The sequence below is a fragment of the uncultured Parabacteroides sp. genome (assembly GCF_902493135.1).
In the GTDB taxonomy this organism is placed as follows: Bacteria; Bacteroidota; Bacteroidia; order Bacteroidales; family Tannerellaceae; genus Parabacteroides.
Window position 1 is genome coordinate 1 of the sequence record NZ_CABUOD010000042.1, and the last position, 24722, is coordinate 24722.

General features: G+C 48.4%; 22 protein-coding genes. 13 read left to right on the forward strand and 9 right to left on the reverse strand.

Translation table 11 applies throughout. From position 1 onward, the window contains the following. Window positions 1-173 precede the first annotated feature (173 nt). Both RDN79_RS15605 and mscL read left to right on the forward strand, forming a co-directional pair. Window positions 174-686 carry a ferritin-like domain-containing protein gene (locus tag RDN79_RS15605; RefSeq protein WP_298547430.1) on the forward strand — a complete coding sequence of 171 codons (513 nt, stop codon included), beginning with the start codon at window positions 174-176 and terminating at the stop codon, window positions 684-686. Window positions 687-847: 161 nt separating this feature from the next. Beyond that, complete coding sequence (mscL, locus tag RDN79_RS15610) at window positions 848-1270, forward strand: large-conductance mechanosensitive channel protein MscL (protein ID WP_005636988.1); 423 nt, start codon at window positions 848-850, stop codon at window positions 1268-1270. A 105-nt stretch (window positions 1271-1375) separates the two neighbouring features. Here the strand turns inward: mscL and map are convergent, their stop codons facing one another. The 3 genes from map to RDN79_RS15625 all read right to left on the reverse strand — a co-directional run bounded on the left by map (window position 1376) and on the right by RDN79_RS15625 (window position 4214). Then, window positions 1376-2236 carry a type I methionyl aminopeptidase gene (map, locus tag RDN79_RS15615; protein WP_298547435.1) on the reverse strand — a complete coding sequence of 287 codons (861 nt, stop codon included), beginning with the start codon at window positions 2234-2236 and terminating at the stop codon, window positions 1376-1378. A 33-nt stretch (window positions 2237-2269) separates the two neighbouring features. Next, window positions 2270-3280, reverse strand: a complete 1011-nt coding sequence (locus tag RDN79_RS15620; RefSeq protein WP_298547571.1) for an AI-2E family transporter — start codon at window positions 3278-3280, stop codon at window positions 2270-2272. Between the two features lie 73 nt (window positions 3281-3353). Beyond that, complete coding sequence (locus RDN79_RS15625) at window positions 3354-4214, reverse strand: phospholipase A (protein ID WP_298547437.1); 861 nt, start codon at window positions 4212-4214, stop codon at window positions 3354-3356. 154 nt (window positions 4215-4368) lie between these two features. Here RDN79_RS15625 and RDN79_RS15630 point away from each other — a divergent pair, with 154 nt between their 5' ends. Continuing rightward, complete coding sequence (locus tag RDN79_RS15630; RefSeq protein ID WP_298547439.1) at window positions 4369-6165, forward strand: MutS family DNA mismatch repair protein; 1797 nt, start codon at window positions 4369-4371, stop codon at window positions 6163-6165. 132 nt (window positions 6166-6297) lie between these two features. On the opposite strand, the gene RDN79_RS15635 is transcribed toward RDN79_RS15630, so the two are convergent. Beyond that, the gene (locus tag RDN79_RS15635; protein WP_298547441.1) at window positions 6298-7476 is read right to left on the reverse strand and encodes a proline dehydrogenase family protein; all 1179 of its coding nucleotides are present in this window, start codon (window positions 7474-7476) and stop codon (window positions 6298-6300) included. Window positions 7477-7620: 144 nt separating this feature from the next. After that, window positions 7621-9252 carry an L-glutamate gamma-semialdehyde dehydrogenase gene (gene pruA, locus RDN79_RS15640; RefSeq protein WP_298547443.1) on the reverse strand — a complete coding sequence of 544 codons (1632 nt, stop codon included), beginning with the start codon at window positions 9250-9252 and terminating at the stop codon, window positions 7621-7623. A gap of 186 nt (window positions 9253-9438) precedes the next feature. Here pruA and RDN79_RS15645 point away from each other — a divergent pair, with 186 nt between their 5' ends. From RDN79_RS15645 to RDN79_RS15680, 8 genes are all read left to right on the forward strand, one after another. After that, window positions 9439-9627 carry a ferredoxin gene (locus tag RDN79_RS15645; RefSeq protein WP_298547446.1) on the forward strand — a complete coding sequence of 63 codons (189 nt, stop codon included), beginning with the start codon at window positions 9439-9441 and terminating at the stop codon, window positions 9625-9627. Window positions 9628-9920: 293 nt separating this feature from the next. Then, window positions 9921-10475, forward strand: a complete 555-nt coding sequence (locus RDN79_RS15650; RefSeq protein WP_298547449.1) for a helix-turn-helix domain-containing protein — start codon at window positions 9921-9923, stop codon at window positions 10473-10475. 20 nt (window positions 10476-10495) lie between these two features. Next, a complete protein-coding gene (locus RDN79_RS15655) occupies window positions 10496-12151 on the forward strand; it encodes an AMP-binding protein (RefSeq protein ID WP_298547452.1) in 1656 nt (551 codons plus the stop codon). Further along, window positions 12148-13221 (forward strand): glutamate 5-kinase, encoded by a 1074-nt coding sequence (gene proB, locus RDN79_RS15660; protein ID WP_298547456.1) that lies wholly within the window; start codon window positions 12148-12150, stop codon window positions 13219-13221. The genes RDN79_RS15655 and proB overlap by 4 nt, the downstream gene beginning before the upstream one ends. Before the next feature lie 16 nt (window positions 13222-13237). Beyond that, the gene (locus tag RDN79_RS15665; protein WP_298547459.1) at window positions 13238-13654 is read left to right on the forward strand and encodes a hypothetical protein; all 417 of its coding nucleotides are present in this window, start codon (window positions 13238-13240) and stop codon (window positions 13652-13654) included. Between the two features lie 16 nt (window positions 13655-13670). Then, window positions 13671-14915, forward strand: a complete 1245-nt coding sequence (locus RDN79_RS15670) for a glutamate-5-semialdehyde dehydrogenase (RefSeq protein ID WP_298547460.1) — start codon at window positions 13671-13673, stop codon at window positions 14913-14915. 118 nt (window positions 14916-15033) lie between these two features. After that, window positions 15034-15990, forward strand: coding sequence for an acetylornithine carbamoyltransferase (locus RDN79_RS15675; RefSeq protein WP_298547462.1), 957 nt, complete (start codon window positions 15034-15036; stop codon window positions 15988-15990). Between the two features lie 126 nt (window positions 15991-16116). Continuing rightward, window positions 16117-17412, forward strand: a complete 1296-nt coding sequence (locus RDN79_RS15680; RefSeq protein WP_298547464.1) for an NAD(P)/FAD-dependent oxidoreductase — start codon at window positions 16117-16119, stop codon at window positions 17410-17412. An 11-nt stretch (window positions 17413-17423) separates the two neighbouring features. Here RDN79_RS15680 and RDN79_RS15685 read toward each other — a convergent pair whose 3' ends face one another. The 4 genes from RDN79_RS15685 to RDN79_RS15700 all read right to left on the reverse strand — a co-directional run bounded on the left by RDN79_RS15685 (window position 17424) and on the right by RDN79_RS15700 (window position 22970). After that, entirely contained in the window at window positions 17424-19523 is a 2100-nt protein-coding gene (locus tag RDN79_RS15685; RefSeq protein ID WP_298547466.1) for an outer membrane beta-barrel family protein, read from the reverse strand. Window positions 19524-19608: 85 nt separating this feature from the next. After that, window positions 19609-19839 (reverse strand): hypothetical protein, encoded by a 231-nt coding sequence (locus RDN79_RS15690; protein WP_293739680.1) that lies wholly within the window; start codon window positions 19837-19839, stop codon window positions 19609-19611. A 156-nt stretch (window positions 19840-19995) separates the two neighbouring features. Next, complete coding sequence (locus RDN79_RS15695) at window positions 19996-21660, reverse strand: AMP-binding protein (RefSeq protein ID WP_298547469.1); 1665 nt, start codon at window positions 21658-21660, stop codon at window positions 19996-19998. 131 nt (window positions 21661-21791) lie between these two features. After that, window positions 21792-22970: a 6-bladed beta-propeller gene (locus RDN79_RS15700; RefSeq protein ID WP_298547472.1), complete on the reverse strand. Its 1179-nt coding sequence runs from the start codon at window positions 22968-22970 to the stop codon at window positions 21792-21794. 173 nt (window positions 22971-23143) lie between these two features. Between RDN79_RS15700 and RDN79_RS15705 the strand changes: the two genes are divergently transcribed. Beyond that, window positions 23144-23464, forward strand: a complete 321-nt coding sequence (locus RDN79_RS15705) for a hypothetical protein (protein WP_298547475.1) — start codon at window positions 23144-23146, stop codon at window positions 23462-23464. 12 nt (window positions 23465-23476) lie between these two features. Further along, window positions 23477-24679 carry an acyloxyacyl hydrolase gene (locus RDN79_RS15710; protein WP_298547477.1) on the forward strand — a complete coding sequence of 401 codons (1203 nt, stop codon included), beginning with the start codon at window positions 23477-23479 and terminating at the stop codon, window positions 24677-24679. The last annotated feature ends 43 nt before the right edge of the window (window positions 24680-24722 follow it).

Below are 24722 nucleotides of genomic sequence, written 5' to 3' on the forward strand. Positions count from 1 at the left end.
CTCTTTTTTTCGCCTTTTTTGACGGACAAGAAAAGGTATTATATGGTACGCATGTGTGAAATATCTTCGAAAAGAGGAAAATATGCGAAGTCCAGTATCTGGCATGAACAAATACAACAGCCAGTTGTTCCTAAAATGTATTTATGCGCTATACAAAACTAAATTTTACAATCATGGCAAAAGAAAGTGTTAAGATCCTTAAGGGCAAATTAGATGTAGACAACTTGTTAGTACAAATGAATGCTGCATTATCCGAAGAATGGTTAGCTTATTACCAATATTGGATTGGTGCCCTCGTTGCAGAAGGAGCTATGCGAGCAAACGTGCAGGCTGAATTCGAAGAACACGCTAAAGAAGAACTGGGGCATGCCAAGTTGTTGGCAGACCGCATTATCGAATTGGAAGGCGTCCCTGTATTAGATCCGGAAAAATGGTTTGATCTTGCCAGATGCAAATACAGTATTCCTACCGACTTTGATGTCGTTAATCTGTTAAACCAGAATGTTGCATCCGAACGTTGTGCGATCGTACGTTACCAGGAAATCGCCGAATTCACAGACGGCAAAGACTTCACCACCTGCGATATCGCCAAGCACATCCTGTCTATGGAAGAAGAACACGAACAGGACTTGCAGGACTACTTGCGGGACATTGCAAGAATGAAGCAATCCCTCTTAAGCAAGTAAGCTTAAGAACTTTGCTGTAAAATAACCCTGTCATTTTATTTATGAATTGGCGGGGTTATTTTGTTATTTGCCCCAACTATTACACACGGTTGATTGTAATTGTTTTGGATATTCACAACTAAACGTATACTTTTGTAGTTATAACATAAAAAGGCTAAATTATGAAGAAGATTCTACAAGAGTTCAAACAATTCGCCATGCGTGGCAATGTGATCGACATGGCAGTGGGTATCATTATCGGCGGTGCTTTCGGTAAAATCGTGTCATCTGTCGTCGGTGACATCATTATGCCTGCCATCGGTTTACTGATCGGAGGCGTAAACTTCACCGATTTAAAGATCGTACTGAAACAGGCTGTAATGGACGGTGACAAAGTTGTCTCACCGGCTGTTTCCATCAACTATGGAAACTTTTTGCAGGTGACTTTCGATTTCATCATTATCGCTTTCTCTATATTCATGCTGGTAAAAGGGATCAACGCCCTGAACAAAAAGAAAGAAGAAGCACCGGCAGCTCCGGCTCCCCCTCCCGCCGATATACAGTTGCTTACTGAGATACGGGATTTATTGAAAGACAAAAAATAGTCATTTCAAGATTTCTCGAAATGGCTTTTCACTATTCAAAACCCATTTCGAGAAATCTTGAAACCGTTTTTCACCGTTGAAAAGCCATTTCTATCAATATCAAGACTAATAAGAAAGTATTTCAAGTCCCGTTTCCGTCATCAGGAACGTATGTTCCCATTGCGCGGAAGGCAGTTCGTCTTCGGTAACGACTGTCCATCCGTCTTCTTCGTCAATAAAGACCTGCCAGGTTCCCATGTTGATCATCGGCTCGATCGTAAATACCATGCCGGGAACCAGAAGCATCCCTGTCCCCTTCCGTCCGAAATGACAGACCTCCGGTTCTTCATGAAATTCCAGTCCGACACCATGCCCACATAAATCGCGGACGACAGAGTAACCGTTCTTCTCCGCATGGCGTTGGATGGCATTGCCGATATCGCCGACAAAACCGAACGGTCTCGCAGCCTGCATGCCGATTTCGAGACACTCTTTCGTCACCCGCACCAGCTTTTCCTTTTCAGGAGTCGTCTTACCTATGATAAACATACGGGAAGCATCCGAGTAATATCCGTCCAATATAGTCGAAACATCTACATTGATGATATCCCCTTCTTCCAATATCTCATCTTCGTTGGGAATACCGTGGCAGACCACTTCGTTGACAGAAGTACAGACGCTTTTCGGGAACCCTTCATAATTAAGAGGTGCCGGAATAGCTCCGTGTGAAACGGTATAATCATACACCAACTTATCGATCTCGGCGGTAGACATACCGGCCTTGATCTCTTTTGCAACGCAATCGAGCACCCCCGTATTCACTACACTGCTCCGGCGGATACCTTCGATCTGTTCTGCTGTCTTAATCAGTTTGCGGGAGGGCACCAGGTGGCCTTTATTCTGAAAGTAAAGTACTTTTTTGTCTAATTCGGTAAGAGGCTGTCCTTTGATGATGTGCCAATTGTTCTTAATTCTTCTGCTATGCATGGCTTTGTTTATTTATCCATACAAAGGTAACGGTTATCGGGCATTATCCAGATACTTTTCCTTGAATATATTGAAACAAAGTATAAAGATCGAGATCAAAAGCGGCCCGAAGATAATCCCCATAAAACCGAACAAAGACAAGCCGATGATCACACCGAATATGGTGATGAGCGGATGAATATCCGCCATCTTCTTCTGCAAAATAAAACGGATCAGATTATCCACATTCGTAATAATAATCAAGGCATAAGCAGCCAACCCGGCAGCGTTCACCCAATCTCCGGTCAACGCCATATAAAGAACCAGCGGCAACCAGACCAACGCAGTACCCACGACCGGAATGATCGTGGCAAAACAGGTCAGAAAACCGAAAAGAAAAGGACTCGGCACATTGAATATCCAATAACCGAGCAAGGCGATCAATCCCTGGATAATCGCCAGCAACGGAATCCCGATCGCATTGGAAGTGACGATCATATTGATCTCGCTCAAGACATTTTTCTTATTCTTGTCGCTAAAAGGCAGAATGCTGTAAACATACTTTTCCATCTTGGCACCGCCGATCAGCATGAAATAGAGTACCAGCACCAGTACGGCCACATTGATGGCGAAACCACTGATTCCTCCCATCAACACCTGCCCTATCTTCGGGAGGACGGAGACGGCAGACATGATATTGGAGGTGTCGAGCACGTCATATCCGGTCCGTTGCTCGATCAGGTTCGCGACATGCTCCACCGACTGGACCAGCCGGGTCGGATCCAGATTAAAATTCTGCAACTTATTGATGAATAACCAGACAGCCAGAGAAAGCGGTATCAAAAAACAGAGAACCGTCTCCAATAGCAAGATTACAGCGACGATACTGCGCCGCCAATGTTTCTTTTCCGTCAGATACAACAGTTGTTTCCTTACCAATATATAAATAGTGCACGCTCCCAAGATCCCTCCCAGAAAAGGGATAAACTCTACAAAAAGAATTACCCCCAGCACGATTATAATCGTTATCAGAGAGTATTTCCAATATCGTTCCTTTACGTTTATTTTGTTATTTAGCATCATTATACATTATATATATACATAACAATACGAAAAGGCTGTTGTTTATTTCCACCTGTCAATACAAGCTGAAATCGGAAGGCTTGATAACGAAGCCTATCCTTATCATACTTTTGAACTTATTATATTCCAGGAGATTTTCTCCAAAACCATTGTAATATTGCAGGAAGAAATATTGATTCTCATTATTGTTGAATTTGTAGCTCAGTTCGACCTGCGTGTTAAAGCTGGTCCAGGTCTTGCGCTTGGTCAGGATCACACCGCAATTAAAACGGCGGTTGTCGGTCCGGTAATTGGCGGCCACTTGGAAAATCCCGTTATACTTCAGCAAGTCTTTGTTATATTTGCCGTCCACAATCGGTATCCAAGTCTTGAACTGCGCCTCCCAATTCGGCGAAAGAGTGATCGCAACCGCAAAAGTGACTTTATTCCAACTGCGGGAAGCGGTACTGTCCTTCCCGTTCGATTCATGTTCGAGCATAAGATATCCCTTGCCTATATATTTATTATGGTAGACGATCAGATGCCCCAGACCGATACCGGGATTAAAATTAAGGTCTTTCATAGGCAACGATTCCTGAAAGACATTCCAAAAAGCCTTCTGAGTGTACTGGATAAACAGATAAGTATCGAACGGCAATTTACTTTTTGTCAGTCGTTGCGCAATACTCAACTGGAATTTCACATCCGAATTGGCAGCAGTCGGTTTATGTCCGAGAGTCGTCCCTCCTACGAAGTAATTGTCTTTGAACAGGGTGAAATACGGCATCTTGTCCAAAATGGCACGGATACTGTCGGCGTTATAAGCATTCGCCACGATTCTTTCCCCGATTGTTTCTCCCTTTTTTTCCTGTGCCGACAGGGCACAGACCATCACTGACAGAAGCAGGAGCATCACGATTCTTTTCATAAAATGCATCAAGTTTATTGAGTCGATAAAAATCTCAGCAAAGATATACGAATCAAAGAATGATAATTCGCCTGTTTAGCACCTATATTGGTCATTTCGTTATCATTCTTTTTAATAAAACCAATTACAGAATGGTTAGTTCATTTTTTCTATCTTTGCACGCATGGAAAAGATATACAACTATTACCAGGATATTGTCACAGCTTACACCCGCAGGGCTGATAGTCTGAAGAAAAAAATTCATTTGCTCGGAAGCATCCGTTTGTTATTGGTTGCCGGTTTGATCGCCATGATCTGGTTTTTCAAATCCGAAGACTGGACAGTGTTGGCCGGGATTGCCGTCTTGTTCATTATCCCGTTTATGGCTCTGATGGTCTGGCACACCAAACTGTTTGCCCGGAAATGTTATGCCGAAGCACTGGCAGACCTTTGCCGAAACGAACTGAACGGGTTGGATTACGATTTCAGCGCGTTCGACGGAGCACCGGAAAAAAGCTCCGCAGAACATTCGTTCAGCCTTGATCTGGATTTGTTCGGAGACCATTCGCTTTTCCAGTCTATCAACCGCACGGTTACTTTTATGGGAAAAGAGAAGCTGGCCGGCTGGTTTATGCAACCGCTCACCGACAAGGCAATGATAATAAGGCGCCAGGAAGCGATCCGCGAACTGGAATCATTCACGCAGCTCCGACAACATTTCTATGTGACAGGGATCTTGCATCCGGGAAACAAGGGCGATCAACAACTTGTCACGCTATTAAGCAAAACCGCTCCTTATTTCATCAACAGCAAAACATGGAAACTGCTCATCTATCTGTTCCCCGCCATTTGGGTATTGATCGCGATAGGATGTGCACTGAACCTGCTCCCGATATCGATAGCCGGCCTGTTTTTCGGATTATCATTCATCGTCTCTTACATCAATGCAAAACAGATCGCTACGGTACACAATTCCTTGGACAAGATGGAGCAGATCCTCCATACTTATTCCGATCTGGTCAAATGTATCGAGAGAGAAAACTTTCAATCTGCCGAATTAGCCGATATCCACGACCGGTTCGCAAGCGACGGACAAACGGCCTCTTCGATCATCAAAAAACTATCCGGCCATATCGGTGCGCTGAACCAACGTTTCAGTGCAATCGGCGTCATACTGAATATCTTCACCTTGCGCGACACCCGCATGGCGATGAAATTAGAAAAATGGAAAGAGGAGTACGGACAGGAAACGGAACGCTGGTTCGAGGCATTGGCTTTGTTCGATGCTTACTGTTCGCTGGGCGGATTCGCCTTCAATCACCCGGAATATATTTATCCTGAAATAGCAGACGCGTATTTCAAAATGGAAGGCAAAGCGCTCGGACATCCGTTACTGCGCCGGGACATATGCGTAAAGAACGACATCGACATCCGGAAAAGTCCCTGGTTCCTGATCATTACAGGAGCGAATATGGCAGGGAAAAGCACTTACCTGCGCACCATCGGCGTCAACTATCTGCTCGGCTGTGTCGGCGCTCCGGTTTGTGCAGCGTCTTTGACCTTGTATCCGGCGCGGATGGTGACCAGCCTGCGTACTTCCGATTCGCTTGTGAGCAACGAGTCCTATTTCTTTGCCGAACTGAAACGGTTGAAGATGATTATCGACCGTTTGCAACAGGGTGAAAAGTTGTTCATCATCTTAGATGAGATCCTGAAAGGGACCAATTCGATCGACAAACAGAAAGGTTCCCTCGCTTTGATGAAACAGTTAGTGGCGAATCAGGCTTGCGGTATCATAGCCACACACGATCTGGCGTTAGGCGAACTTGAACAGGAATTTCCGAACCAGATCAAGAATTACCGTTTCGAGGCCGACATCCAAGACAACGAACTGACTTTCTCCTACCAATTGCGGGAAGGAATAGCCCAGAATATGAATGCTTGCTTCCTGATGAAGAAGATGGGGATCATACTCATATGACGGTTCTCTCATGCCTGCGCCAAAGGAATCCTGTGCCCACCCTTATCGGGACGTTTTTCCATTCGGAACGAAATTCCCCTTCACAGATCAGGATGAGAAGGGGAACTCGTTTTTACCAATATTTGAACCGGCTTATAAAGCACGGGCGGCTTTGCGGCGATCCAATTCCGCTTTCAACATACGAAGTTCACGGCTGGTTTGTCCGGCAACCGAAGTGTTTTCCTCGGCACGGCGGATCAGGTATGGCAAAACATCCCGCACCTTTGCATACGGCACATATTTGGTTACGTTATACCCTTCATGAGCCAGGTTAAAAGATATATTGTCACTCATCCCCAACAGTTGGGCGAAAAAGATACGGGGATCATCTCGTTTCAAGCCTTTTTCATCAATCAGCTTGGCCAATTTATAGTTGCTCTCTTCATTATGCGTCCCCATAAACATTTCGAAATGGTCGAGGTGGTCCATTGTGAAACGGACAGCTTCGTCATAGTTCTCGTCCGTCGCCTTTTTATCCTTGCAGATCGGATCGGGATATCCCAAAGCGGCCGCTCTGGCACGTTCGGCTTCCATATAAGCGCCACGCACGAATTTCACGCCGGCAATATATCCTTTCTCTTTCGCATCATCCAAAATACGGCGCAAATAGGGCATACGGTCATGACGATACATCTGCAAGGTAGCAAATACAATCGCACGTTTCTTATTATATCTGCGCATAGCCTCATCGGTCAAAGCATCGAGGGCATCCTGGAAACAATAGTCTTCGGCATCCACAATCAGTCGCACGTCATTGTCGTAGGCACGCTGGCAAAAAGCCATAAAGCGTTCCTTGAATTCGCGGTAGGCCTTTACTTCTTCGATAGTCAGTTCCTCATGTTTTTCGGATGCTTTAGCGAGAAGTTCGTCCGTTATGATAGTGGAAGGCTTGAATACGGCATACGCCAGATTATCATTTCCCTTTGCAAAATCGATCGAACGTATGGTTTCCTCAAAAGTGGCCTGTATGCCTTCGGGGGTTTGCTCGCCTTCGGCAGAAAAGTCCAGGGTGGAGCGCACATTGAACTTCCGCAGGTGGTCGATCGCCTTTGAACAGTCCTGCAGAGTTTCACCTCCGACAAATTGCTTGTACAAGGTCGGTTTGACCGCCCATCCCAACGGGAAATGAATTTTCAAAGCGATATTACTTGCTACACTGGCGCATTTGACCAGCCACGGATACTTGATTGTATTGAACAGCAAATAAGCATTTTTCAGCTCAGACTGCGATTTGGCAGAGAAAGCAATTTCGGTGTTATTAAAATCTAACATGGTATTTGATGATTAGTTGACAGTTAACGTATAAATAATGAGTTGGAATACCGTTTGACAAAATGTGCCAATCACCAATTCATAAGAAGTATTCTATCATTGGCATATTGGCACATTCTAATTACCGGTTCATCATTAAATTAATTACTTTTCTCCAAGAAACGGATAACCATAGCTTGTCGGCGGGACCAAAGCCTCTTTGATGCAACGGGCATTTGTCCATCGAATCAGGTTCAACGGTCCGCCGGCCTTATCGTTCGTACCCGAAGCACGCGAGCCGCCGAACGGCTGCTGGGCGATGACAGCACCTGTCGGTTTGTCGTTGATATAGAAGTTACCCGCTGCATAACGCAATTTATTAAATGCCATATCGATCGCATAGCGGTCGCGGGCAAAAATAGAACCGGTCAAACCGTACGGAGAGGTACGGTCGCAGAGTTCGAGTGTCTCTTCATACTTATTATCATCATATACATAGATCGTGATAACCGGGCCGAAGATTTCTTCCACCATGCTCTTGAACATCGGGTCCGTAGTCCGGATGACAGTCGGTTCCACGAAGTAACCTACCGACTTGTCACCGTTGCCACCGAAAACGATTTCCGCATCCGGAGACTGTTTTGCATAATCGATATAGCTCATGATGTTGTCGAACGAAGCTTCATCGATGACCGCATTGATAAAGTTCGTGAAGTCCTGGACATCTCCCATCTTGATTTCTTTCAGCATATCGCCGACATAATCTTTCACTTCCTTCCAGAGTGAAGCAGGGATATAGGCCCGTGAGCCTGCCGAGCATTTCTGTCCCTGGTATTCAAACGCACCGCGTACGATAGCCGTTGCGACATCCAAAGCCGGAGCGGAAGGATGGACGAAGATAAAGTTCTTGCCGCCTGTTTCACCGACAATCTTCGGATAAGATTTATAATGTCCTAAGTTCTCACCGATCTGACGCCAAAGGGTATTAAAGGTGGAAGTGGAACCGGTGAAATGGAAACCGCCCAAATCACGGCTGGCGGTCACGACTTTGCCGATCACGCTTCCCTGTCCCGGAATAAAGTTGACAACACCGTCGGGCAAACCGGCTTCCTGGAATACTTTCATCAGAAAATAGTTAGAGTGGATAGCTGTCGTCGACGGTTTCCAGACGGCCACATTCCCCATCATGGCAGGCGCCATGTTCAAGTTAGAGGCAATAGAGGTAAAGTTGAACGGCGTGAGCGAGAACACGAACCCTTCCAAAGCACGATATTCCATCCGGTTCAGGATACCGGTTTCCGAATAAGGCTGGTCGGCATACACCTGACTGGCATAGAAAGTACTGAAACGAAGGAAGTCGATCAATTCGCAAGGAGCGTCGATTTCCGCCTGGAACGGATTCTTGCTTTGCCCCAGCATGACGGATGCGTTCAATATATACCGATATTTCGTAGAAAGCAATTCTGCCACACGCAACATGACGGAAGCACGTTCGACCCAGGGAAGTTCGGACCATTCCTTATGCGCCTTCATGGCAGCATCGATAGCCATCTGCACTTCTTTCTCTCCGGCCTTATGATAAGTTGCCAATACGTGATGGTGGTCATGCGGCATCACGACCTTACCGGTATTGCCAGTACGGATTTCCTTACCTCCGATAACCAACGGGATGTCCCATTCTTCTGAAGAGAGCTGTGCAAGAGCCTTTTTCAAGGATGATTTTTCACTTGAACCGGGAGCGTATGCCTTTACCGGCTCATTAATGGGTTTGGGAAAACTAAAAATTGCGTTGTCCATAGTATACCTTAATTTTATTAAGTGTTCAAAGACTGATTATTTCAGCGCCGTAAACATAATCAATAATTTTTTAAAATAAGAGACTGAAGCGTTAAATTAAATTTAAATCCTAATCTCGTCCAGCATCAACAATTCAAGCCGTAGAGCTGTTATCATAACATATTAATCATCTTAAACGTAAAGAATATGGCTATAAAGAGTGTTTGGGTAGAAGAAGATTGTATCGCCTGCGGTACATGCGAAGGCATCTGCCCCGAAGTATTTCAGGTCACAGACCGCTCACGCGTCAATGAAGGAGTAAACTTCAACGATTATGAAGAAGGAATAAAGGAAGCGGCCGAAAGTTGCCCGGTCAGTGTCATCAAATACGATTAAGGTTTTTCCGGCACGCCACCACCACTTTTAACAAGTTAGTGCTTAACATCTTGCAGTTTCCTACTGGAAGAAACTTTCGTTTCCTCGGCAGGAAACTGCAGTTCCCCTTGCAGGGAACTATCGTTTCCCGCTAAGGAAACTATGGTTTCCTGCAAGGGAAACAGCCGTTACCTGAAAAGCATCTTCCACACGGCCTTATAAAAATAACTAAATAACATTACATTCCTCTTTCCTTAGACATTTTGCTTTTTATTCCTATCTTTGGAGCATCATAAATATAATAATCAACGGAGATGAACGAACAGATAAAACAAATTGCGGAGCGTTTGGCCGGACTCAGGGATGCATTGGAGATCACACCTGAAGAAATGGCCGGGGTTTGCAACCTGACTCCCGAACAGTACATGAAGCTGGAAAGCGGTACTGTCGATATTTCAGTAAGTGTATTACATCAGATCTCGCAGGCTTACGGCGTAGAGCTGACAACGCTGATGTTCGGCGACGAACCGAAAATGAGCAGTTACTTCATTACCCGTAAGGGCAAAGGCATTGCCGTCGAACGGACCAAAGCCTATAAATACCAGTCGCTTGCCGCCGGTTTCGTCGGCCGGAAAGCAGACCCGTTCATGGTCACCGTCCATCCGACGCCAGATGAGACGCCGATCTACCTGAACTCGCATCCGGGACAAGAGTATAATATGGTACTGAAAGGCCGCATGCTGTTGCAGATCAACAACAAAGAGCTGATACTGGAAGAAGGCGACAGTATCTATTTCAACTCCGAACTGCCGCATGGCATGAAGGCGCTCGACGGAGAAAAGGTCAGTTTCCTGGCTATTATCCTTTAAATTGACAATTCAAAATAGTTATGTTAGAAAGATTCATAGACAAAACGACCTTTGAGTCGCAGGAAGATTTTATAAAGAATTTCAAGATAAAAGTCCCGGAGAACTTCAACTTCGGATATGACGTAGTAGATGCATGGGCGGAAGAAGAACCCGATAAGATTGCGTTGTGCTGGACAAACGACCAAGGGGAACATATCGACTTCACCTTTGCCGACCTCAAGAGAGAGACCGACCGGACAGCCGCTTACTTCCAGTCGCTGGGAATCGGCCACGGCGATATGGTCATGTTGATATTGAAACGCCGCTATGAGTTCTGGTTCTCGATTATCGCATTGCATAAATTGGGAGCTGTGGTGATCCCGGCCACTCACCTGCTGACAAAGAAAGATATCGTCTACCGTGCGAATGCCGCCGATATCAAGATGATCGTCTGTGCAGGCGAGGAAGTGATCACCAAACATATCATCGACTCATTGCCCGATTCGCCTTCTATCAGGAGCGTCGTTTCGGTCGGTCCCGAAATCCCCGAAGGCTTCGAGGACTTCCACAAAGGCCTCGATAGCGCGGCTCCGTTCGTACGTCCGGAACATCCGAACAGCAACGACGACATCTCACTGATGTATTTCACTTCCGGGACGACCGGCAACCCGAAGATGGTGGCGCACGATTTCACCTATCCGCTCGGACATATCGTGACAGGTAGTTTCTGGCACAATTTGCATACCGACAGCCTCCACCTGACTATTGCCGATACCGGCTGGGGGAAAGCCGTCTGGGGGAAACTTTACGGACAATGGATTGCGGGAGCGACCGTATTCGTGTACGACCATGAGAAATTCACGCCGGCCGATATGTTGCAGATGATACAGGACTACCGCATCACATCTTTGTGCGCACCTCCCACGATCTTCCGTTTCCTGATACGCGAAGACCTGACGAAATACGACCTGTCGTCCCTCCAATACTGCACCATCGCCGGCGAAGCCTTGAACCCTGCCGTATTCGACACGTTCTACAAACTGACTGGCATCAAGCTGATGGAAGGTTTCGGGCAGACGGAAACCACCTTGACCGTCGCCACTTTCCCGTGGATGGAGCCGAAACCCGGTTCGATGGGCGTACCCAATCCGCAATACGACGTAGACTTGTTGCGTCCGGACGGGACCCGTGCCGAAGACGGCGAACAGGGACAGATCGTCATCCAGACGACAAACGGCAAGCCGATCGGACTTTTCAAGGAATATTACCGGGATGCCGAACGCACACGCGAAGCCTGGCACGACGGACTCTATTACACGGGCGATGTCGCCTGGCGTGATGAAGACGGTTACCTCTGGTTCGTAGGCCGTGCCGACGATGTGATCAAGAGCTCCGGCTACCGGATCGGCCCGTTCGAGGTGGAAAGCGCCCTGATGACGCACCCGGCGGTTGTCGAATGTGCCATCACCGGCGTTCCCGATGAAATCCGCGGACAGGTGGTAAAAGCCACCATTGTCCTGGCGAAGGACTACAAGGATAAAGCCGGAGACGCTTTGATCAAGGAATTGCAGGATCATGTCAAAAAGGTGACGGCTCCGTACAAATACCCGCGTGTCGTCGAGTTCGTAGACGAATTGCCGAAGACGATCAGCGGCAAGATACGTCGGGTCGAGATCCGGGATAAAGATAAGAAATGAAACGTATCGCCGTTAAAATAGGTAGCAACGTGCTCACCCGCAAGGATGGCACGTTGGATATTACCCGGATGTCCGCCTTGGTAGACCAGGTGGCCGAACTGCACCGCAAAGACGTGGAGGTCGTCCTCATCTCTTCCGGGGCGGTCGCTTCGGGACGCAGTGAGATAAAGGCCGGCAAAAAGCTGGACTCCGTCTCCGCCCGCCAACTTTATTCGGCAGTCGGGCAAGCCAAGCTGATCAACCGTTATTACGAGTTGTTCCGCGAACATGGCATGACCTGCGGACAGGTGCTCACCACGAAGGAGAACTTCGGCAGCCGCACGCATTACCTCAACCAGAAACACTGCATGGAGGTGATGCTTGAAAATAAAGTGATTCCCATCGTGAACGAAAACGACACGATATCGGTTACTGAATTGATGTTCACGGACAATGACGAGCTATCCGGGCTGATCGCCACCATGATGGGAATGGATGCTTTGATTATCCTGAGCAACATCGACGGAATATATAACGGCAACCCGTCCGACCCGTCTTCCACGGTTATCCGCGAGATCGACGGAGGCAAGGAAGACCTGTCGGAATATGTACAGACCAGCAAGTCTTCATTCGGCCGCGGCGGTATGCTGACCAAATGCAACATTGCGCAGAAGGTGGCCGACGAAGGCATCACGGTGATCATTGCCAACGGCAAGAAGGACAACATCCTAGTAGACCTGCTCGCCAAAGACAGCCGGGCCGTTTGCACGCGTTTCATCCCGTCAGACAGACCTGTCAGCAGCGTCAAGAAGTGGATCGCCCATTCCGAAGGCTTTGCCAAAGGCGAGATACACATCAACCGGGGAGCCGAAGAGGCGTTGTTAGGCCCGAAGGCGACCAGTATCCTGCTGGTCGGCGTCACCCGGATCATCGGCGACTTCGAGAAAGACGATATTGTCAAGATCATCAACGAGGAAGGCCGCCAGTTAGGGGTCGGATGCGCAGGTTACGACAGTACGGAAGCACGGGAACTGGTCGGCAGCCGGGACAAGAAACCGTTGATACATTACGATTATTTGTATCTGGATTAATAAAATAGAAGAGAGTATGAAGAAGTATTGGTTATCATTCGCATCAGTCCTGATGATTGTAGTAGGACTGCTCAGAGGCATGGGAGGCGTCACCCTCCTGACACACGGGGACAAATTGGACTTGGGGCTGCCCGTCACTGCTTCGCCTGCCGAGTTGAAAATAGCAGCTTACAGCCTGATTGCGGTATGCCTACTGCTTGTCATCTCTGCTGTCAGCCTGACGATACGCAGGCTTGTATCGAATTACGCATTCTGCTGGGCAAGCCTCGGGCTCTTCCTGGTAAGCGGCCTTGTCAACGGTTTCCTCCTGTTCGGCCACCCGTTAGGCAGCGGCCAGCTTATCAACTGGGGCGTGAGCTTCGTCATCGGGCTTTGCCTCGTGTTAGGGAAAGATGCCGTCCATCCCAAGTATATTCAGGAATACGAAAAGTAACAACGATCATACGACCATGATTAACGAATTATTGCAACAGACCCTCGCCGCTTCGCGCCAGCTTGTCACGCTGGACGATGCCGCCATCAACCGCATCCTCACAGACACGGCTTCGGCTTTGCTGTCGCGCCGGGCGGAAGTCCTGGCCGCCAACGCCGAAGACTTGCAACGCATGGACCCGGCGAATCCGAAATACGACCGTCTGAAACTGACGGAAGAACGCCTCGCTGGTATTGCCGGAGACATGAAGAACGTCGCCTCGCTACCGTCGCCTCTTGGGAAGCTGTTAAGCGAAACGGTACGCCCAAACGGCATGGTGATCCGAAAAGTGACCGTTCCCTTCGGCGTGATCGGCGTCATCTACGAAGCACGCCCGAACGTCACCTTCGACGTTTTCTCCCTCTGCTTCAAGAGCGGGAATACCTGCGTGTTGAAAGGCGGTTCGGATGCCGACAGTTCCAACCGCGCCTTAGTGGCGATTATCCATAACGTACTGGCAAAACAAGGCATCGACCCGGCTGTCTGTACGCTCCTGCCGCCCGACCGCGAAGCGACGACCGAACTGTTGAACGCCGTCGGCTTGGTGGACCTTATCATTCCGCGGGGCAGTAGTTCGCTGATCAACTTCGTCCGTGACCATGCCCGCGTGCCGGTCATCGAGACGGGAGCCGGTATCTGCCACACCTATTTCGACAAGGACGGGGACAAAGAGAAAGGGCGCGAGATCGTCAACAATGCCAAGACACGCCGCGTCAGTGTCTGCAACGCCTTGGACTGCCTGATCGTCCATCGTGACCGGTTAGGCGACCTGCCGTATTTGTGCGGCAAGCTGTCCGGCAACCACGTGGTTATCTATGCCGACGAACCCGCCTTTGCCGCCCTATCGGGCCACTATCCCGCCGCTTTGCTCCAGCCGGCTGCGGCAGACAGCTTCGGCACCGAGTTCTTAGACTACAAAATGGCGGTCCGCACGGTCTCCTCTCTGGATGAAGCCCTGCAACATATCGCCCGCTACAGTTCGAAACACAGTGAAAGCATCGTCAGCGAATCGACGGAAGCCATCCGCCGTTTCCAGCAAATGGTCGATGCCGCCTGCGTCTACGCCAATGTGTCTACGGCTTTCACCGACGGGGCGCAGTTCGGTTTCGGAGCCGAAATCGGCATCAGCACGCAGAAGCTGCACGCCCGCGGTCCGATGGCGTTGCCGGAACTGACGACCTACAAGTACATCATCGAAGGAGACGGACAAATACGAAAGTAATTCCTGATACAGTGTTGGTATTATCAGTGTCAGATGATAATACAGCTATAACGGTATTGCATAAATCTGAAATCATTGTTTACCTTTGCAGGCAGAACAATTTAAAATGAGACATGATATGAGAAACTTCACTTGTGTACAGGATTTGGGCGACCTCAAGCAGGCGCTCGCCGAGGCTTTCGAAATAAAGAAAGACCGTTACCAGTTTACCGAACTGGGCAAGAACAAGACGTTATTGATGATATTCTTCAACTCCAGCCTCCGCACCCGCCTCTCCACCCAGAAGGCAGCCATGAATTTAGGCATGAACACGATGGTGCTCGACGTGAACCAGGGAGCCTGGAAGCTGGAAACCGAACGAGGCGTGATCATGGATGGCGACAAGCCCGAACATCTCTTAGAAGCGGTTCCGGTGATGGGTTGCTATTGCGACGTGATCGGCGTACGTTCCTTTGCCCGTTTCGAAAGCAAGGAAGACGATTACAACGAAAAGATCCTGAACCAGTTCATCCGACATTCCGGCCGGCCGGTGTTCAGCATGGAGGCGGCTACCCGCCACCCGTTACAAAGCTTTGCCGACTTGATCACGATCGAAGAGTATAAGAAGACAGACCGTCCGAAAGTCGTCATGACCTGGGCCCCGCATCCTAAATCACTTCCGCAGGCTGTTCCGAACAGTTTTGCCGAATGGATGAATGCGACGGACTATGAGTTCGTCATCACCCATCCGGAAGGATACGAATTGGATCCGCGCTTCGTTGGCAACGCCCGCGTGGAATACGACCAGAAGAAAGCGTTCGAAGGCGCCGACTTTATCTATGCCAAGAACTGGGCGGCCTATGCCGATCCCAACTACGGCAAGGTTCTCAACATGGACCGCAGTTGGACTGTCGACACGGAAAAGATGGCGCTCACCAACAATGCCTATTTCATGCACTGCCTGCCCGTCCGCCGCAACATGATCGTTACGGATGACGTAATCGAAAGCCCCCAAAGCATCGTGATCCCCGAAGCCGCCAACCGCGAAATATCGGCACAGACAGTATTGAAGAAGATATTGACGGGATTGCAATAGAGCGCTACCCGGCGCTCCCGCCAGGCTTTACCGAGTACGACCACCGTAACAGTACGCTTACGAAAGGCGTAACAACTTATTACCCGATAGATTGTTCTATAAGAAACAATAAACACATAAGACATCATGGGATTCAATATCGCTGATACAGGTAAGAAACGGGTCGTTATCATTGGCGGGGGCTTCGGGGGATTAAAGCTTGCCAACAGACTGAAGGGTAGTCATTTCCAAATCGTATTGATTGACAAGAACAACTACCACCAGTTCCCGCCATTGCTCTACCAAGTGGCCTCTTCCGGACTCGAATCGAGCTCCATCTCCTTCCCTTTCCGCAAGATTTTCCAGAAGCGGAAAGACTTCTTTTTCCGGCTGGCCGAAGTGAAAGCGGTCATACGGGAAAAGAACCTGATACTGACCTCTATCGGAGAATTGAAATACGATTACCTGGTAATCGCTTCCGGTACCGTCACGAACTTCTTCGGCAACGAGGTGATCCAAAGCCAGGCATTGCCGATGAAAACCATCGAAGAAGCCCTTATCCTGCGCAACACGCTCCTCTCCAATTTCGAGAAAGCGACGATCTGCACCGATCCGCAGGAGAAACAGGCATTGATGAATGTCGTCATCGTTGGCGGAGGTGCTACGGGTGTCGAAATATCGGGCGTGCTGGCGGAGATGAAACACTTCGTCCTGCCTAAAGATTATCCCGACCTGAAACAGTCGGAGATGAATATTTACCTGGTGGAAGGTTCGCCCCACCTGCTTGCCGCCATGTCGGAAGAGGCGTCGGACAATGCAAAGCGGTTCCTCGAAGGGATGGGTGTCAAAGTCATGTTGCAAAAAAAGGTGGTCGATTACAAAGACGGCAAAGCCATACTGGACGACGGCAACTCCATCGAAACGAAAACAGTCGTCTGGGTTAGCGGCGTAACCGCCACCCGTTTCGAGCAGATCGACCATAAGGAATTAGGTCGGGGCGGACGTATCCTGGTCAATGAATACAACCAACTGCACGGTTCGGGAAATGTATTCGCCATCGGCGATGTCTGCCTACAAACGGAAACCGACTATCCGAACGGCCATCCGCAAGTCGCCCAAGTCGCCATCCAGCAGGGCCTCCTGCTTGCCGACAACCTGAAACGTCTCGAAAGCGGTAAACCGCTGAAACCTTTCCATTACAAGAATCTCGGAACCCTGGCAACCGTCGGCCGCAACAAAGCGGTAGCCGACCTCCATAAAGTGAAACTGCACGGCTTCATCGCCTGGCTGGTCTGGATGGGCGTGCACCTCCGTTCCATCCTCGGTGTCAAGAACAAGATCATGGTGCTGATCGAATGGGTATGGAGCTATTTCACCTACGACCAGTCCATCCGATTGATCCTGTTCATTCCGAAGAAGGAACGGGATAAACAGGAAGGCTGACAAAACCGGCCTTATAGATTATACGTCAACGTCACCCAAGTCACCTGTGCGTCGCGGTTGCGGATCTGGGTCATTTGCAGGTCTTTCGTGTCGACGATCGTTGTCTCTTCGAGACCATTGAAGATGTTGTTGATGCTCAGGTTGGCACGCAACTTACGGTGCATGAAATATTGGGAGATACCGGCATTGACGCTGGAACGGTACTTGATCTTTCCCTGCGGGGTAAGCTGGTCGGAGATGTAAAAGCCATCAAGCTGCAACTCCGTCGTCGGGGTGATGCAGATGTTGACAGAGCCTTTGATATCGCCGCAGACCATCGACTTCTTTTCATCATAACCGATCGTACGCCCATCGATCTCGTCCCGGTAGATATCGCCGGACCAACCGAGAGACAGCATACGGACCGGTTGCCAGGTTCCGGACAGTTCAAAACCGAATGTCCGGCTATGGCCGATGTTCTCCTTTGTCCAGATCGTCCCGCTTTCTCCTGCATCTTCTACCCTGTCCATGATCCGGTTCTTCTTATTTCGGTAATACAAGCTCGGCGACAGCCGGAAAACGGAGGTAGCATACGAATAGGCCAACTCGACCGAATGGATCAGTTCGTCTTTCAAATCCGGATTCCCCTTCCAGATATGGGTCGCGTCGCTGCGATCGGTAAACACATTCAGGTAACTGCCGTAAGGCCGAATTACGCGTTGCACGTAACTCAAGGTCAACTCCCCGGATTTATCCGTCTGGTAGCCCAACTTCAAACGGGGAAAGAGATGAAAGCGGGAAGTGCTCTTTACCATCGGGATCTTTTCCTGCACATCATCGGTCTGATAACGCGTATCTATCTTTTGCCAGTTCAGTTCGCCTTGCACGCCCGCTTCGGCATAGAAAGCATTCCACTTCTTTTCCAAAGCGGCTACAAGCAGATTCGTGCGGCGGTTGAAATAATATTCGTTCTCCTTCTGCCAGTCAAAAGCCCATGTTTCGCCTGACAACTTACTGCCATTGGCATGATAGCTCTCATCCTTGAAGCGCCCGATATAACCGACATGCAAGCGCCAGTCGTCGGCAAAGAGTTTACCGTAGAGGACAGACACGTAATAATTATTCTTATCCTGATTGACATAATAGTTATCCTCGGCAATGATCTTACCCGTTTCCGGCTTCTCATTCTTGTATTCGTTGCCTTCGTCATACCCGAAATTATTGTAGTTGAACACGACGTCCAGGCGATCCCGGGGATTGTCGAATGTATGGTTCCAGCGCACTTCGGCAGCATACGCTTCCTGGCGCTGGTCATTATAACGATGGCGGAACATCACCGGTTGCAGGTTCCCGTCCACCAGCTTATTGTTATGGATCTTCCCGTAACGGCTATAGTCCATCAGGCTGTACAGGCCGTAGACCGTGATCAGGTCGTTTGCCGTCAGGTCATATCCGACACTCAGATCGGCGAGATGCACATCAGGGCGGGCAGACGCATTATTGTTCATAACGGTTGTCCCTCCCTTGTTCGTCGTCGACTTGCTGAACGTACGCTTACGGAACTCCCGGCGATAATTATATTTTCCGACAATATGAAACTTACCCGGATGCAGATTCAGGATCGCACCGACATTATAACGTTCCTGAAATCCGGCTCCCAACGTCAGGACCAGAGGCGAATCAGCAGCCGTATAAACCGCCGACGACAGGTTCAGAATCCCAGCATCCCCATCCGGCACAAACCCGATGGAAGGAGTCGACGTCATCGACACCCGGTCGAAGAACAACGCCGGAAGCTGGATCAGCATATCCCCGCTATACTCTTCCAGCAAACCATAGGGCACTCCGTTTATCAGCAGGCCGGGATTGCCGGAACCACGGAAAGTGATTCCTCCCTCGATATCCGTAACAACGGAAGGCAGCAAGCGAAAGACATCGGAGGTCGTCCCGGTCAGGCCACTCAGGTTACCGTCCACCTGCAAGCGTTTCACTTCCCCGCCGGTCAGACCGCCAAAACGTTTCCCCTGGATTTCAACACTCTGCAACGAGACAGTTTTATCAACAGGAACCTGTGCGAAAGCAGACAGACCCAGACATGCAATAACCGGAAGGAGTAATAGCGTTCGTTTCATATACATAAATTACATAGGTTTAAAAACAAAAAAAGTCTGTATGTTACACGCATACAGACTGTCCTCATTACTGATCACTGAATGATTATTCAGCGGGAGCAGCTTCTGTTTCAGCAGCCGGAGCTTCAACAGCAGTCGAATCACCTTCAGCAACTGTTGCTTCTTCTGTTGTTGCTTCTTCAGCAGGAGCAACAACTTCTTCTACTGTAGCTTCTGTTTCAGTTTCTGCAACTTCAGTGTTTTCTGCTGATTTGTTGCCACAAGATGCGAATGATACAGCTGCGATAACGGCAGCAAATGCAACTAACTTTTTCATTTTGTTTTTTAATTTAAACGGTCTATAATATCTTCTTGTCTTAAAACGATGCAAATGTATGTATTAATCAAACATGTTGTACAACATAATGCACTTTTTTTCAAAATATTTTTCATACAGATCCCAACAAGCTGATTCACAGACCGTATAAATCCACTAATAGTTACTATACAAGTAACGCTTGATGCTCTTCTTAGGCGTCTTTTCAAATTCCGTCGGATACAATTGCAGGGCGGAAACAGCCTCGTAAGGTGCTAAAAGTTTGTTAAGTTCGATCCGGTTCTGCTCCATGATGATCGGAAGGTCTTCGTGCGAAACCCCTGTACCGTCCACCGTATCGTAATCCGGATAGACAAGTCCTAACAGCTTACCGTTCTTCTCAATTATGATGCTTTCCATTACGAACGGCAAGTTGTTCAGCTTCGATTCGATCTCTTCCGGATAAATATTCTGTCCGCTTGCTCCTAAGATCATAGTCTTGCTACGGCCACGGATATAGATGCGGTTATCAGCATCGATCGTTCCAAGGTCACCCGTACGCAACCAGCCGTCTTCGGTAAAGACATTGGCAGTCGCCTCTTCGTTCTTATAGTAACCTTTCATCACATTTTCACCGCTCACCTGGATTTCCCCTACCTTATTATACGGATCTTCCGAGTCGATGCGCACCTTCATGATCCCTTTCAAGACCTGTCCGCATGATCCGGGGACATATTCGTCATTATGGTCATAGCTGATCAACGGGCCGCATTCCGTCATACCGTAACCGATCGTGAACGGGAATTTGATCTTATAAAGGAAGTTCGTCACCTCTTCATTCATGGCAGCCCCACCCACGATCACTTCACGGAAACGTCCGCCGAACGAATCGACCAGCTTCTTCCGTATCTGTGCATAGATACGGGAATCCAGCAACGGGATATTCAGCGCCACTTTCATGGTTGTCTTGCTGAGTTGCGGCAAGATCATCTTCTTGTAAATCTTCTCCAGGATCAACGGGACCGTCAGGATCAGGTTCGGCTTCACCTCTTCGAAGGCTTTCAACAGGATCTTGGGAGAAGGGACTTTCCCTAACAGGTAGACATGCGCCCCGACCGCCATCGGAACCAGGAAATTGAACGCACAACTGTAGGCGTGCGCCAAAGGCAGGAAGCAAAGTTCGCGCTCCCCTCTGTACAATACGCCAAGCTCGATGCCGTACACCACATTCCCGGCCAAATTATTTCCGGTCAGCATGACGCCCTTGCTGAAGCCGGTCGTACCGGAAGTATAGTTGATCTCCACCACCTTGTCGTTATCCAGTTCCGCATATTTGATATCGTCTTTTCCGAAACCGTCCGGGTATTTCTCTTCCATCTTCCCGTCCATCCCTTTCAGCAGCTTCTGGATGTTTTCACCATCCCGCTGGTGCAGACAACGGAAATCGGACAGCGAAAAGACGCCTCGCACATCCTCGATCATTTCCTCTTCCAGCGTATCCCAGATACGGTCGCTGACAAAAAGAAAAACAGATTCGGAATGATTGATAATATGATGCACATCGTTCGGACTGAAGTCTTGCAGGATAGGCACGATAATCGCCCCATAGGTCACAGCGGCCATATAGACAATACACCAGCGGGCACTGTCTTTCCCGATCAGAGCAATCTTATCTCCCCTCCGTATCTGGCATTCTTCAAACAGGATGTGGATACGGGCAATCTCTTTAGCCACGTCAGCAAAAGAAAAAGTCGTTCCTTTGCTGTAATCCGTCAAGGCAGGCAGTTCCCAGTTCTTCTTGAAACTGTCCTCGTATATCTTGATAAAATTCTCTTGTATCATATTGCACACTGTATTATAATTTGCGCAAAAATACAGACTATCCGACAAATACACAACAGATAGCCAGAGTTTAACCCTTACAGTCAAGGGGATATTCTCCTGAACATGACGGATCCGCCTATCCGCACGGGTTATTTGAATTTAATAATCCTGACAACCGGATTATCATCTTCTATAAGCCCCTTAGCCACCTTATTGCCATTTCCCTTCAACCGTTTCTTCTGATAAGCCTCTATCATAACAGGGGCTTGTATCAACTCGGCTGTCATGTTCTTAGCGATAGCAGGGAATGTACTAATATCCCATTCCCCTAATCCGTATGGCTTCACTGCAAACTCGGCATCCAAAATAGATATCCGGCTTATTTCATCGGTCTTAAAGTCATACATAAATACCGGTATCTTTCCTCCTCTCGCGTTAAAATCCAGAAGAAACTTACCTATCTGCATAAATTTATCTGTTATCACAAGAGGCATCCATATATTACGGGGTTCAGAATCATGAACCGATGGCTTGCGGGTTAGCAAAGGGATCAATCCTTTCCCTGGAGATAACCGGTATATCGTATCGGATGAAATATCAGCAATGATCAGATCTGAACCATCATGCACATTCTTGGGATAAGACAGTACATAAGATCTCCACATATTGCCATCTAAATGTTGAGCGATTTTGTTGGAATATCTTTTGGGAAAATAAAGATCCAATGCAGAAATCAAGCTACCATCATTTTTTGAAACCAAGTAGTAAGGCTCTTTTTTAGTTTTATCTTCACGCCCCGGCTCTATAATTACACCTTCATAAATAAGCAAAGACTCATCGTCAAAATCAAAAATGCTCATTTCTTTGCCATAGGTACGTATTTTTAATGTCCGTTTGTATTCTCCCTTCAACGAATAAACTTGAACAGACTGGGAACACACATAAATCTCCTCCTTCCTTTCATCCAAAATCGTACCTGCATTAATCCAATTATATTCCATTCCTCCCTGCCCTTTATGATTGAAATGAGAATAAAGTTTCCCGGTCGTGCGATCGAAAACAAATATATCACCCCGTATATACTCGTGCAAGAGAATATATTTGTCGGTAACGGCAGAAAGTACAGATTGGTCGCCCAGCAAAATATCGTCGCTTGTTTCCAGCGGGATATATTCGATATCCGTTATATCCTGAAGGAGCATCTTTTTTTGAGGATAGTCTTTTGTAAAATCAAACACCGGCAAGCCACCTCCTTTTGTCTGGGGACTTATAGATTGGCTTCCCATTACAAGGAGGGCCGTCAGTAAGATGAGATTTTTTGCTTTCATAATATTTTGTTTTAACCGTTACTACACCAAGTCCCTGTAAGCATCCACTCAAGTTTGTTCCCATAGGAGAGTTCGCATCAAGCTGATTTTTAGGAAATAGAGTGGCAATGTATCAAGAAAACCTTGAATAAGCAAATTTTTCCCTATCTTTCGGCTGCCTAATAATATGATATATGAACAGATGGATACTGCTACTATGCGGAATATTGGCCGGTTGCCAGTACTCTCATAAACAAGAGGCGGACGATATGGTCTGCCAAACGATCGATATGGCTGCCGTTTTCGATAGGGAGCCAACCGAAATAAAATTGGACGAATGGGCGAAAAACGTACGTTTCATCCCGTTGGAGACGACCGACCCCGTTCTATTGACCGGATACATACCGCAGATTGTCGACTATCAGGACAAGTTGGAAGAAGGCGGACGCTACCTGATAGGCTATGAAGTACAAGAAAACGACGAGAATCCGGTCATCATCCTGGCAGAACGTTAAGCAAGCAACAACATGAATTTGAAAATTTTTATAATAATAGGAATGTGTTTACCGGGCTACACCCGTATATGTGCACAGGGGACAGGAACAACCGACTCCCTGTCCTGCCATCCGCTCACGCACGAGGTCGGCATCGACTTCCGCCCCGTCTACCTCATCCCCACCAATGAGTTCTTTGCAGGCGACAACGCATCGCAGCACCCCTTGCGCAAGTCCGTATCGGCACACCTGAAATACTCCTTCCGGTTTCATCCGGAATCGCGTAACGGGAAATTATACCCCCACACATACCAGGGGATCGGCGTCTCCTACCATTCTTTCTTTGACAAGGCCGAGATCGGGACTCCGGTTTCGATATACGCCTTCCAGGGGTCGCGCATAGCCCGACTCTCCCCCCGCCTGTCGCTGGACTACGAATGGAACTTCGGGGCTTCCTTCGGATGGGAGAAATATCATCCGGAGACCAACGCCTACAATTATGTCGTGGGGTCGAAGATCAATGCTTATATCAATTTGGGATTCCTGCTGGACTGGCAACTGGCGACGGGATGGCGGCTGACGGCAGGCATCGACCTGAGCCATTTCTCCAACGGGAACACCCAGTACCCCAATGCAGGCGTCAATACCGTCGGAGGCAGGATAGGCTTGGTGCACACCTTCGGAGAAAATGCCGGGGCGGTGATGTCCGGCAGGCCGACCACCCAGCACATCCAACCGCACATCAGCTATGACATCGTCTTATACGGCGCCTCGAAACGGAAAGGGGTCATCAAGCCCGATGAATCCTACCTCGCTCCCGGATCGTTCGGCGTATTGGGATTCAATTTCAATCCCATGTACAACTTCCACAAATATTTCCGTGCCGGGGCATCGCTCGACGTGCAATTTGACGAAAGTGCGAACCTCAAGGAACACGAAGCCGATTATACCTACGAAGCCGAACACCGGTTTTACCGTCCGCCGTTCAAGGAACAACTGGCTATCGGGCTATCCGCACGGGGCGAACTGGTCATGCCGATCTTCACGATCAACGTAGGCATAGGCTACAACGTTTACCACAAATGCACCGACACACAAGGAATGTACCAAATCCTGGCGTTGAAGACATCCGTCACCCGCAACCTGTTCCTGCACGTAGGCTACCAATTGAGCAAATTCAAAGATCCCAACAACTTGATGTTAGGGATAGGCTACCGGTTCCACAATAAACGATAAGAATATGCTATGTCCAAACATTTTCGCTAAATTTGCGCGATAA